This is a genomic window from Anaerolineales bacterium, from assembly GCA_019637805.1.
GTDB lineage: Bacteria > Chloroflexota > Anaerolineae > Anaerolineales > UBA11579 > JAMCZK01.
Genome location: JAHBVB010000001.1, coordinates 16,929 through 29,409 on the forward strand (window position 1 = coordinate 16,929; position 12,481 = coordinate 29,409).

At 62.2% G+C, this 12,481-nt stretch carries 10 protein-coding genes; 5 read left to right on the top strand and 5 right to left on the bottom strand.

Features of this window, described 5'->3' with window-relative positions; genetic code table 11:
• Position 1: 1 nt before the first annotated feature.
• The 3 genes from KF885_00050 to KF885_00060 are packed head-to-tail and all read right to left on the bottom strand — an operon-like array spanning position 2 to position 2,783.
• A complete protein-coding gene (locus tag KF885_00050) occupies positions 2–250 on the bottom strand; it encodes an acyl carrier protein (GenBank protein ID MBX3047546.1) in 249 nt (82 codons plus the stop codon).
• Complete coding sequence (locus KF885_00055; GenBank protein MBX3047547.1) at positions 247–1,365, bottom strand: SGNH/GDSL hydrolase family protein; 1,119 nt, start codon at positions 1,363–1,365, stop codon at positions 247–249. The genes KF885_00050 and KF885_00055 overlap by 4 nt, the downstream gene beginning before the upstream one ends.
• A gap of 8 nt (positions 1,366–1,373) precedes the next feature.
• The gene (locus KF885_00060) at positions 1,374–2,783 is read right to left on the bottom strand and encodes an MBOAT family protein (protein MBX3047548.1); all 1,410 of its coding nucleotides are present in this window, start codon (positions 2,781–2,783) and stop codon (positions 1,374–1,376) included.
• 166 nt (positions 2,784–2,949) lie between these two features.
• Here KF885_00060 and KF885_00065 point away from each other — a divergent pair, with 166 nt between their 5' ends.
• Together KF885_00065 and KF885_00070 are read left to right on the top strand one after the other, a co-directional pair.
• Positions 2,950–3,837, top strand: coding sequence for a homocysteine S-methyltransferase family protein (locus KF885_00065; GenBank protein ID MBX3047549.1), 888 nt, complete (start codon positions 2,950–2,952; stop codon positions 3,835–3,837).
• Positions 3,830–4,543, top strand: coding sequence for a class I SAM-dependent methyltransferase (locus tag KF885_00070; protein MBX3047550.1), 714 nt, complete (start codon positions 3,830–3,832; stop codon positions 4,541–4,543). Before KF885_00065 ends, KF885_00070 begins: the two co-directional genes overlap by 8 nt.
• Before the next feature lie 143 nt (positions 4,544–4,686).
• Here the strand turns inward: KF885_00070 and mutS are convergent, their stop codons facing one another.
• Together mutS and KF885_00080 are read right to left on the bottom strand one after the other, a co-directional pair.
• Positions 4,687–7,272 carry a DNA mismatch repair protein MutS gene (mutS, locus tag KF885_00075; GenBank protein ID MBX3047551.1) on the bottom strand — a complete coding sequence of 862 codons (2,586 nt, stop codon included), beginning with the start codon at positions 7,270–7,272 and terminating at the stop codon, positions 4,687–4,689.
• Positions 7,273–7,302: 30 nt separating this feature from the next.
• Positions 7,303–8,175, bottom strand: coding sequence for a hypothetical protein (locus KF885_00080; protein ID MBX3047552.1), 873 nt, complete (start codon positions 8,173–8,175; stop codon positions 7,303–7,305).
• 145 nt (positions 8,176–8,320) lie between these two features.
• On the opposite strand from KF885_00080, the gene ugpC reads away from it, so the two are divergent.
• From ugpC to KF885_00095, 3 genes are all read left to right on the top strand, one after another.
• Positions 8,321–9,421, top strand: coding sequence for a sn-glycerol-3-phosphate ABC transporter ATP-binding protein UgpC (gene ugpC / locus KF885_00085; GenBank protein MBX3047553.1), 1,101 nt, complete (start codon positions 8,321–8,323; stop codon positions 9,419–9,421).
• 77 nt (positions 9,422–9,498) lie between these two features.
• Positions 9,499–10,710 carry a 2,3-bisphosphoglycerate-independent phosphoglycerate mutase gene (locus KF885_00090; GenBank protein MBX3047554.1) on the top strand — a complete coding sequence of 404 codons (1,212 nt, stop codon included), beginning with the start codon at positions 9,499–9,501 and terminating at the stop codon, positions 10,708–10,710.
• Positions 10,711–10,714: 4 nt separating this feature from the next.
• The gene (locus KF885_00095; protein ID MBX3047555.1) at positions 10,715–12,412 is read left to right on the top strand and encodes a hypothetical protein; all 1,698 of its coding nucleotides are present in this window, start codon (positions 10,715–10,717) and stop codon (positions 12,410–12,412) included.
• Positions 12,413–12,481: the final 69 nt, after the last annotated feature.

A 12,481-nucleotide genomic window follows, 5' to 3' on the forward strand; every position in this document is an offset into this window, starting at 1 on the left:
GCTAGCTCGCCCGAGCTTCGATCAAGCCGGCAAGTTGCTCCAGCGTATCGAAGGTTTCGGCGTTGAGCTCGGTATCATCCAGGCGCACGCCCCAGGTCTGCTCCACAAACAGCGACAAGTCCACCAGCGAGAACGAGTCGATCAATCCACCGGAAATTAGCGCTTCCGTGGCGGAGAGCGTTTTGTCCGGACGCTTCAAGATCTCGCCGGTGATGTATGTGTTCAGCTTGCTGATGATTTCTGCTTTCATTTTTTCTCCAAGTCAAAGAGCTCGGCCAGTACAGTTGCGATCTGCTGGGCCAATTGCTGTGTGCCCGCTGGCGTCAGGTGAATGGGCGTATTGGTGAATTGGTCATTGTCCACCGCTTGCCACAGGTCGGCGTAATGCCAACTCTGCCGCTCCGCCTCAGCTTGCAGCCACTGGCGGTATTGGTCGTAGGCCCAGCGCGGATAAAAGGAATTGTAACGAATATCACTGTTGGCGCCGCGGCTGACAAACATAGGTTCGTTGATCAACAGCACGGGCGTCTCGCCGGCGCGCTGGATGCCGGCGGCGAGCACATCCAAGGCCAACGCAGTTTCGGGCAGCTCCGGCGGCAGAAATTCGCCATAGCGCTCATCCGCCTCCAGGTCGATGGCATGGCGTTCCACCTGCTCAGGAATGTGCACATCCACACCGGTGGCCGCCCACAAGACGCCGTAGAACTGCAAGCGCAATAAGTCTGCCAGGTTGCGCCGCTGGCCCAGCAAGCTGGCGCCCCAGGCATCCTGGCGGACGAAAGCAGGGTCCGCCGGGTCCAACGGCAGGCCATGATTGCGGATCAGTGCTTCGGCCCGCTGCGGGTTGTGCTGCAGCAGCGGCGAGCTGTCCTGCTTGCTCAGCGGAAAAGCTTCCAACGTCAGCGGCCAAATCAGCAGGTCGGGCTGGTAACGTATGGCGTAATCCAGAATGAGTAGGTCCTTGCTTAGTGAAATAGTCGGATGGCCAAGGTTGTAAAAGACCGCCCGGCGACCATCGGCCGTCCGCAACCCGGCGGCGTTGAGTGCCGACGTCAGTGTGTCTTTATTCTCCAGCAAATAGCCCCATACTGAAGAATCGCCGATCAGCAGTACGCGGTACTCGTCGGCGGCCTTGGGCGTGCCGTGCAGCTGGTGCGAGGCAAACATGGCCTCCAGGCTGTACAGGCTCAGGTTGTAGGCGCGCCCCGGATCATCGCCATAGGGCAGCCGCTCACGCCCGGGCAGCAGTCCGTTGTACAAGCTGAGCCCGCCCAAAGCCGGCATGGGGTCAAAGGCTGCGAAGAGCAGGTTGACCAGCACAAACAGCAGCGCGGCCTTGAGAACAATCCGCACAGGTGAAACCACCGGTGATCTCATCGGCCCACCCCCACCCCGGCCAACACGCCAAAGACATGCGCCGCATCTGCCGGCTGCGGCAGGGCAAACCACACCCAACCCAGCGCAACGAAGACCAGGGTGGCCAGCCAACCCAGGCCGCTGGCCAAGCGCGGCTCAAACGGCAGTGGCCGCGCTTTGGCGAATTGCGCCCACTGGTTGTGGGCGAACAAGCCCAGACCGTGCCACAGGCCCCAGGCCAGGAAGTTCCAGGTGATGCCGTGCCACAGGCCGATCAGGCCCATGGTGCTCAGCTGGCCCAGCAGCACCACCAGCCAGACCGGCGCGCCGCGGCCGCGCAGCCAGCGCGTGAAGGGATTGAAGAAATAGGCCCGGAACCACTGCGCCAGGGTAATGTGCCAACTGTTCCAGAATTGGGTCAGGTTGGGTTTGCGATAAGGCTGGGTGAAGTTCTCCGGCAAGGTCACGCCAAACAGCTGGCCCAGTCCGATAGCGATGCTGGTGTAACCCGCGAAGTCGAAGAAGATACGCAGGGCATAAGCCAACAACAGCAACCACATCCACAGCGGCTGACTGACCTGCCAGGCGTTGACTGGATTGAGTGCAAAGAAGGCCAGCCCGTCAGCCAGGACGAACTTCATCACCAGGCCGCTGAGCAAGCGCTGGCCGGCCGCCAGCAGCCCGGCACTGTCCAAGACAAAACCAGGCTCCAGCTGGGGCACAAAGCGCTCAACGCGCTCAATCGGGCCAGCGGTGAGTGCCGGGAAAAAGACGATGTAGGTGATGAAGTCGCGCAGCCCCACTTCCCCCAGGCGGCCGGCCAGCCGGTCACGCAGCACATGGATCAGCCGGAAGGCGATGTAGGAGAAACCCAGCCAGCCCAGGTCCAGCGTGCTGGCCAGCGCCGGGTCCTGGCCGCCCAGGCCGCGCAGCCAGGCGCTGGCCGCCTGCACCAGCGGCGGCGACTTGAGCACCACCAGCAGGCCGATCAAGAGCAGCACGCCGCCGTGCAGCCAGGCGGCCTGGCCGCGGCCCAGGCGGTACGCCAGCACAGCAGCAACGGCCAGGAGGGCCAGGCCGCCGCCCGCCAGTTCCAACCCCGGCGGGCGGGCCGGGCTGAGAGCGCTGAGCGGCTCGACAACGCGGGAGGCGCTGACCAGCAGGGCCAGGGCCGCCAAGCCGGCAGCCGCCCAGGCGTCTTGGCGGTTCCAGCGCCGCGGCAGGGTCAGCGCCCAGACCAGCACTGCCAGGCCCAGGCTGGCCAGGGGCAGCAGGTAGGGCAGATTGCGCACGAAGGAGGCAGGCTGCAGCCAGAAAGCCGCCAGGACGCTGGCGGCAAACAGCAGCCAGGCGCGGTCCAGCCAGCGGTACAGACGGCTCGCCAGCAGGCCTAAGCCGGCAAAGATCAGGATCTGGGTCAGGGTCATGCTAAAAACCCTGGTAGATCCATAACGGGCTGGCGTCGGCCGTCATGACCAGCAACGCCATCACGGCCAAACACAATAGGACGGCGTAGAGGTTCTCGCGAGTTAATAGAGACTTAAGCATGGAAAGCGAAATTATAAAGCAGTCAGGCAAACGGTAAAATGCGGCATGAGAACCTTTCGAGAACGACTTATCGATCCACGGCCCATCCTGCTGGATGGGGCCATGGGCACTGAACTGGAACACCGCGGCATCAACACGGATACACCGATCTGGTCAGCGATGGCCCTGATCGAGAAACCTGATCTGGTGGAACAAGTCCACCGCGATTATTTGGACGCCGGGGCTGAGGTGCTGATCACCAACACCTTCCGCACCCACCGCCGCAACCTGGCCAGCATGGGCATGGGCGAGCGGGCCGCCGAACTGACCGCCCTGGCGGTGGCGATCGCCCAGCAAGCCATCCGCGCCAGCGGGCGCGTGGCCTGGGTGGCCGGCTCCCTGGCCCCGCTGGAGGACAGCTACGTGGCCAACGCCCTGCCGCGCGAAACCTACCTGGAAGAACACGGCGAAATGGCCGCGCACCTGGCCGCGACCGGCGCCGACCTGCTGCTGGTGGAAACCATCAGTACGATCCGCGAGGCCTCGGCCGCCGCCGAAGCGGCACGCGCTACCGGGCTGCCTTACGGGGTCAGCTTCATTTGCAAGACGGACGGGCGCATGTTCTCTGGCGAGTCACTGGCCGAGGCAGTCGCCGCGCTGCAATCCTTCACGCCCGACTTTCTGGGCATCAACTGCACCGCGGCCCCTGAACTGCACCTGGCGCTGGCCGAGCTGCGCAACGCCACCAATCTGCCCATCGCGGTGTACGCCAACCCCAGCCACACCGAAGACTACCAGCACTGGGACGAGACCGCCGCGGTTGACCCGCAGGTCTACGCGGGTTATGGGGAAAGATGGCTGCAAGGCGGCGCCCAACTGCTGGGCGGCTGCTGCGGCACCACGCCGGAACACATCGCCGCATTGCACGACTTGATCGGGGTGGAGGATGCGTAGTAGCCTGCCGGCCAACGATCATTTCATCCAGATCTACAAGAATCAGGCGGCCGCCTATCACCAGCTGATCGCGGCCGAAGACGCCGACGGCAACCTGCTGCCGGCCCTGCAGGCGGTTGCCCCGCTGAGCGGCGCACGCATTCTGGACCTGGGCAGCGGCAGTGGGCGCATCCCTCTGCTCTTGCAGGAGATCGATTGCGAGATCGTCGCCAGCGACATCCACCATGCCATGCTGGTGGAACAAGCCGCCCAGGCCGCCGCGGCTGGGCGCCGCTGGCCGCTGTTGGTGGCGGACGGCCGCCGCCTGCCGCTGGCTGGCGGCTGGGCCGACGCCAGCATCGCCGGCTGGGCTTACGGCCACTTCACGGGCTGGAGCGCCGACTGGCGGATCGAGGCGCAGCAGGCCGTGGCCGAAATGCGGCGCGCCACCCGCCCCGGCGGCGTCATGGTCATTTTCGAGACCTTGGGCACCGGCGCCCTGCAGCCTGCCCCGCCCAACCCGGCCTTGGCCGATTACTACGCCTGGCTGGAGGATGAACTGGGCTTCCAACGGCAGGCCATCGCCACCGATTACGATTTCGGCTCAGTGGAACGGGCGGCAGAGATCTGTGGCTTCTTCTTTGGTGAGGAACTGGCGGCCAGGGTGCGCCAGAATGCTTGGAGCCGGGTACCGGAATGGACCGGCATGTGGAGCCGGTGGGCCTAAACCCGTCATTCTGAGCCAGCGGCGCAGCCGCGCCGCCAAGAATCCATCACCACCCATAAATCCTATATTCGTTCATGCAGGCAGCTGGGATTCGGGATGCTACGTGTCGCTCTGAGCGACACGTAGGTGCACAGCAGCGGCCGTTATCGGCTCTTTCGCTCTCCAAACTGCTTCTTCCACTCCCACAGCTTGTTCAGGGCTTCCATGGGCGACATGCCTTCCACATCCAGGGCGCGCAGCTCATCGAGCAGCGGACTGTGGGCGGGGAACAGTTCCGGCTGGCTGGCTGGCGGCGAGCCCCCGGGCTTGGCCTGGCGGCCGCCAGCTTCCAGCTCAGCCAGGATCTGCCCGGCGCGCTGCAGCACCGGTTTGGGCAGCCCGGCCAGCTGGCCAACGTGGATGCCATAGGAACGGTCAGTGGCGCCCGGCACGATCTTGTGCAGGAAGACGACTTGCTCGCCCTCCTCGCTGACCGCCACATTGTAGTTGCGCACGCCGGGCAGCTCGGCGGCCAGCTGCACCAGTTCGTGGTAATGGGTGGCAAATAGGGTGCGGGCGCCGAGCTTAGGCGCGTTGTGGATGTGCTCGATCACGGCCCAGGCGATAGACAAGCCGTCGTAAGTGCTGGTGCCGCGCCCGATCTCATCCAGGATCAGCAGGCTGCGCGGGCTGGCATGATGCAGGATATTGGCTGTCTCGACCATCTCGACCATGAAGGTCGACTGGCCGGCGTGGATCTCATCCTGCGCGCCGATGCGGGTGAAGATGCGGTCCACCAGCCCGATGCGGGCGCCAGCCGCGGGCACAAAGCCGCCCATCTGGGCCATCAGCACGATCAGGGCCACTTGGCGCAAATAAGTGGATTTGCCGCTCATGTTGGGCCCGGTGATCAGGCGCACGCGCTCCCCATCCTCAAACAACGTATCGTTGGGCACGAAGCGCGCCTGGCCCGGCAGCAAACGCTCCACCACCGGGTGGCGGCCGTCACGGATGTCCAACGTCGTATCTGCCAGCAGCTCCGGCCGCGCATAGCCATTCAGGGCGGCCACTTCGGCCAGGGCCGCCAGGCAGTCGGCGGCGGCCAGTGCCCGGGCCACCGCCAGCAGCGCCGGCACCTGGGCGGCCAGCTGGCTGCACAAGTCGCGGAACAAGCGCGTCTCCACCGCCAGGATACGCTCCTCGGCGTTGAGCACCTGGGCTTCCACTTCTTTCATCTCTGGCGTGATATAGCGCTCGGCGTTGACCAGGGTTTGCTTGCGAATGTACTCGGCCGGCAGGTTGCCGTCGTCCTTGGCCTTGGTGACTTCAATGTAATAGCCGTGCACTTTGTTGTAGCCGACCTTGAGGCTCTTGATGCCCGTGCGTTTCCGTTCAGCGGCCTCCAGGTTAGCGATCCAATCGCGCGCCTTCTGAGTGGAGGTCATCACTTCATCCAGCTCACTGGAATAGCCTGGTCGGATGACGCCCATGTGGCCCAGCACAGCGGGCGGCTCTTCGGCCAAGGCGGCGTCCAGCAGCTCCAGCGCCGGAGCGCAGGGCGCCAGCCCTTCCAGCAGGCCGGGGGCGGCCGCAGCCAGCGCCGCGCTGCGAGCAATCACCTGCGGCAGAGCTTGCAAGGTTTCACGGATGGCGGCCAGGTCGCGCGGCTGGGCGCTGCCGCCCAGCACGCGGTTGGCCAGGCGTTCCAGGTCGCCCAACGGGCGCAGGGCGGCGCGCAGTTCGGCGCGCGGCAGGCCCTCGGCGTACAAATGCGCCACGCCGGCTTGACGCAGGTGGATGGCCCCCAGGTCCAGCAGCGGCTTGCTGACCCACTGGCGCAGCAGGCGGCGGCCCATGGGCGTGATGCAGACATCCAACACATCCAGCAGCGAGCCGCGCGGCCCGCCGCGCAGGGCTTCGGTGAGTTCCAGGGTGCGGCGGGCTTCGCCGTCCAGGGTCATGAATTCGTCCAGGCTGTAGGCGTGCAAGCTGCTGAGCAGGTTCAGCGCGGCGGACTGAGTCTCGCCCAAATATTGCAGCAGCGCCCCGGCGGCCTGCAGGGCCAGCGGGCGCGTCTCCAGCCCGTAAGCCTTGAGGCTGGCGACCTTGAAATGAGCCAGCAGGGTCTCCCGGCAGCGGCCGGGCTCAAAGTGCCAGGCCGCCCAGGGGCTGGCATGCAGGTCAATATCGGGCGGCGGGTCGCCTTCGGCGTGCAGCAACTCGGCCGGGGCCAGGCGCAGCAGTTCGGCGCGCAGGGCCGCCGGGCCATCCAGCTCGGTCACGCTGAACTCGCCCGTAGTCACATCGGCAAAGGCCAGCCCGGTGCGGCCTTCGGCCTGCACCAGGGCGGCCAGGTAGTTGTTGGCATCGCCGGGCAGCAGGCCCGGCTCCACCACCGTGCCGGGGGTGACGATGCGCACGACTTCACGCGGCATCAGACCCTTCACCGGCTCCGTGCCCACCTGTTCGCAGATGGCCACGTGGTGGCCTTTCTCGATCAGGCGGGCCAGATAATTTTCGGCGGCGTGGTGTGGGATGCCGGCCATCGGCACGCGGTGCCCCTTAGCCACGTTGCGCGAGGTGAGCACGATGTCCAGGTCACGCGCCACCACTTCGGCGTCAGCATCGAAGGTTTCGTAGAAATCCCCCAGGCGGAAGAACAGGATCGCTCCCGGATACTGGCGCTTGATCTCCAGGTATTGCTGGCGCACCGGGCTGATGCGCTCGTCCTGTCCGTTGGGGGAAAGCATGCGGAAATTCTAACAGCTAGGGTTACGGGTTCAGCGACGGGCGCCCGGCAGGCTCTGCGCCAGCCACCAATTGCGCAGCGTATTGACCAGTACGGCAGACCCGTCTTGCATGTAGGGAATCCTGAGCTTCCGGCCGCTATCCAATGTCAGCATCACTGAATATTCAACGCCTCTGTGGAGACGCGAACGAAAGCGCTCACGCTGCAAAGATATGGACTCGATTTCCTCCACAGAAACTGTCTTTGTAGAGCCTAGCACAGGCTGCAAATGCAAAGCGCCGCCAAGAATAGCGATACTGCGATACGCCCGCAACAAAGGAAGAATAAACTGAAAAAAGATAAAGATAAAAAAAACACTCAAGAGAAGCCCAGTGAAGGTGTCATCCAAAAATCCCCAGAGAACACCAGCCAATGCGATTGCGAACATCGTAAAAGAAATAGCCATCAGGTTTTTATCTATCGAAAAAATCTTCTCATGGTAATCATTCCAGAGTTGAGGCAAGTGTTCCCGAATGTATTCATTCACTATCGGAAAATCGGCCACTTCAGAATCGATCAACACTTTGACGCGTTGGTTGTGATCGTGCAGAGTGTACGTAGCGCTGCTAACACCGATGGAGTTAAAACCTCCGACTGCATCCCAACGTAATACCTGTTGCTTTCTAAAGTAACCTACTTGAATTTCTTCAGGATGCAGCGTAACACTGTACGAGACCATCATGCTAGGCAAGATGATGGCGACGACAAAAAGAGGCAGCACCAAAAGCACAATCCAAGCCACTTCAGCTCGCAATAGAATCAGTGCCGCGGCGATGGATATGAGTACTGCAGGGATGACCGCCAAGCGCTGCCAAATACTATACTGATATCGTTTCCCGGCGATCGTTTTGTTCTCGTCCTGCATGCCTGTTCTCTGGCCCTCCCATTCCAGGTCAAGTCTTCACTTGGAATTATATAGGCGATTGAGGGATAAATCGTCGCATTGTTCACAAACCCCATTCGTCTTATAATTGCCCTACCATACATTCGAGAACTGGAGGTTCAGAACAATGGCAAGCGTAACATATGATCACGTGACCAAGAAGTACGGCGACGTACTGGCGGTCAACGACCTCAATATCCATATTGAGGACAAAGAGTTTTTGGTTTTGGTCGGCCCCTCGGGCTGCGGCAAAACCACGGCCCTGCGCCTTTTGGCCGGGCTGGAAGACATCACCGCAGGCGAGATCCGCATCGGTGACCGAGTGGTGAATGACCTGGCCCCCAAAGATCGCGATATCGCCATGGTCTTCCAATCCTACGCCCTCTATCCCCACATGAGCGTCTTCGACAATATGGCCTTTGGTCTGCGCCTCCGTAAAATGGAAAAGGCGGAGATCAAGCGCCGGGTAGACAAGGCCGCCAGCATCCTGGGCATCGAAGCCCTGTTGCAGCGCAAACCGCGCCAGCTCTCCGGCGGCCAGCGCCAGCGTGTGGCCGTGGGCCGCGCCATCGTGCGCGAGCCCAACGTCTTCCTGCTGGACGAGCCGCTCTCCAACCTGGACGCCAAACTGCGCGTGCAAACCCGCGCCGAACTGAGCAAGCTGCACAAGGACCTGGCGACGACCTTTATCTACGTGACCCACGACCAGGTGGAAGCCATGACCATGGCCACCCGCATCGCCGTGATGAGCCAGGGCGTGCTGCAGCAGATCGACACCCCGCACAATCTGTACGACTATCCGGCCAACAAGTTCGTGGCCGGCTTCATCGGCTCGCCCGCCATGAACTTCTTCGATGCCAAGCTGGTCAAGGGCAGCGGCAAGCTGGTGGTGGACGCGGGCGTCTTCCAGATTGACGTGCCCAAGAAATCCACCAAGGCCTACGAAGGCCATGTGGGCCAGTCTGTCACTCTGGGCATCCGCCCCGAAGACATTCACCACACCAAGTTCACCCCGGCCGGCATTACCCCGGCCAAGGTGGAGGGCAAGGTAGAAGTGGTCGAGCTGATGGGCAACGAGATCGTGACCTACATCAAGTCCGGCAACGCCAACTACGTGGCCCGGGTGGACCCGCGCGCCGAGTACAAGTACGGTGACAAAGTGCAGGTCATCTTCAACTCGGACAATATCCACCTGTTCGACAACAACACCGAAAAGGCCATTCGCTAACCCGCAAGGCCTGCTCTAGGTACAATAAGAGCAACGCCATATGGCGTTGCTCTTTTACTTTTAACCAAAGGATACACATGCCTGCCGAACACCTGATCCCCCTGTTACGCAAAGACGTGCCCAGCAAGATCGTCTTGCTGGTGATGGACGGCCTGGGAGACATCCCCACCGAGCCTGGCGGGCTGACGCCGCTGGAAGCCGCCCATACCCCGCACCTGGACCGCCTGGCGGCCGAGGGCGCGCTGGGGCGCACCATCCCGGTGCGCCCCGGGGTGACCCCGGGTTCCGGCCCGGCGCACCTGGCCATGTTCGGCTATGACCCGCTGACCTACCTGGTCGGCCGCGGCGTGATGGAAGCGCTGGGGATTGGCATGCAGGTCGGCGCCGGCGATGTGGCCGTGCGCGGCAACTTCTGCACGCTGGACGCGGCAGGCAACATCATCGACCGGCGCGCCGGGCGCATTTCCAGCGAAGAAGCCGCCCCGATCATCGAGTTGCTGCAGGGCGTGCAAGTCCCCGGCATGACCGCCGAAGTGCAGATGGTGAAGGAATACCGCTTTGCCCTGGTGCTGCGCGGCGTCGGTTTGCAGGGCGACATTGAGGACACCGACCCGCAGGTCACCGGCCAGCCACCGCTGCCCGCCGTCGCCCGCAGCCAGGGTTCGCAGAAGACCGCCGAGTTGGTCAACGCCTGGATCGCCGCCGCCCACCAGGCGCTGGCGGACCAGCCCAAGGCCAACGGCATTACCTTGCGCGGCTTCGGCGGGGACCCGCGCCTGCCGCAGTACACTGATGCCTACGGCCTGCGCGGCGCCTGCGTAGCGGTCTATCCGATGTACAAGGGCGTTTCCCAGCTGGTGGGCATGGACGTGATCAAGTTCTCTGGCGAAAGCCCGGCGGACGAATTTGCCGCCGCCCAAAACGTGTGGGGCGACTACGACTTCTTCTTCATCCACATCAAGAAAACCGACAGCATGGGCGAAGACGGCAACTACGACGGCAAGCTCAAAGTGATCGAGAGCGTGGATGCGGCGCTGCCGGCCTTGCTGGAACTCAAGCCGGACGTACTGCTGGTGACTGGCGACCACTCCACCCCGGTGCCGATGCGGGCACACTCCTGGCATCCGGTGCCGCTGCTGCTCTGGTCAACGCAGAATGCGCTGCCGGACGCGCAGACCCAGTTCGGCGAACGCGCCTGCGGCCTGGGCGGTCTGGGCACCATCCCAGCCACCGATATCATGCCGCTGGCCCTGGCGCACGCCGGGCGGCTGGAGAAATTTGGAGCTTAGAAATTTGGGGGGATCACTGAACTATAAAGGACTCATCCTCGCGGCCCTGGCCTGGTTGCTGGTGGTTTTGCCCGCCTATTTCCTGAGCGCCTTCTTTGCCGCCCAGCCCCCGAACCCCATCCAACTGGTTCTGCAAGCCTGGCTGGTTATCAGCGTACTCGGTTGGATTGTCACCCAAGGTCTACACCTGGCCCTCGAAAACTGGCGAACTCCCAATTTGAAGGAAGACTGGCCGACATGGTTGGCGCTGGCCTTGGTTGGGCGCTTCACCTGGCGCGTGATTGAAATTGGCCTGTCCTTTGAAGGATTGCTGCCCCTCAGCCGGCTGCTTTTGCCGGCAGAAAGCCTGCCCCTGTTTGGCTTGGCCAGCGCGATGGGCCTGGCCAGTTTGATCTTCCTCCAGGTCTATGGAAAGAAACAGTGGCCGGCCGTGTTTCTGCATGTACAAGGCTGGCTGAAAAGCCACTGGCAAGGGCTGTTGATGGCTGCCTTGTTCTTTGTTTTGTACTTTGTGTTGGCCAATGTGATCAATCGCATGGACTTCAACCTAAACAATGTGTTCTTTGCGGCCGACAGCCACCAATGGCAATTGCGTGCCGCCCATCCGCATGGCTATACGATGGAGATGCGCGCCGTGCACCCGCTGGCCTTCTTTGTTCTGCGCCCAATCACGTTCCTCACGGCTTTCCTGCTTGCTACAGACACCTATCAAGCTATGAAGTTTCTGCTGGGCTTGCTGGGCGGCACGCAGATCTACTTGGCGTGGATCTTGATCACCCGCCTGACACAGCGTCCAACCTATGCGCTCCTGATCGCCGGTCTGTTTGGCATTTCTACCGCCAACCTGGTTTTTTCGCCCCTGATGGAAAGCTATATGGCTTCGGCTTTCCTGCTGGTGCTTTTCTATGTGCTGCTGCAACGCGGCGCGGCTGTTCATTGGCTGCTGCTCAACGCAGTGGCCGTCTTTGGGGTGACCATCTCAAACCTGGTGCAGGTCATGCTTGGTTTCTTTTTGGCGGACATGCGCATTAAACGCGCGGTTCTGTTCGCGTTGGCTGTGCTGGTCATCAGCGCCGGCCTAAACCTGGCACACGCCGCCATGTACCCAGATTCAGCTCTGTACTTTGTCCCCGAGAAAATTGGGGGAGAGACGGAACATCTCCAACTGGGCAGCACCCCAGAAGAGTTTGCAGCCCGCGCCAACATCGTCAGCCGGGATGTGTTCCTATTCAGTGCGGTGGCGCCGCAACCTTTCCTGCTGACGCAAGAGAAGGATGAACGCGGCGAGTTCCCCAAGTTCAATTTCATGCTTGGGCCAAACTCTGCTCGCCTGACCGGGCTGGGAAAGGTGGCTGCCCCGCTTTGGACGGCGTTATTGCTTAGTTCAGTGGCCGGATTTGTCCTCAGCCTGCGCCAGGAAAAGCTTTCGTTGAACAACCGCTATGCCTTGGCATTTTTGGGTTGTGTGATGTTCAATTACATCTTCCACATGGTCTACGGGTATGAACCCTTCTTGTACGCTGTAGATTGGAATTACGCCCTGTTCTTTTTTGTGGCGCTTGGATTACAGCGCTGGGCGCACCACTGGCCTGTGACCCTCGCCCTGGTGGGTCTGCTGGCCTTGCTGAGCCTCAACAATCTGGCTTTTATTCACTTCTTGTTCAGCAATATTGCGCCTTACATTCTCGGGCTGGTTGGTTAGCCGGGTCTGAGACCGGCCCCTCAGGGCAAGCCTCGCGTAGGGCGGTTGCAACCGCCCCTCCTCTTCCAG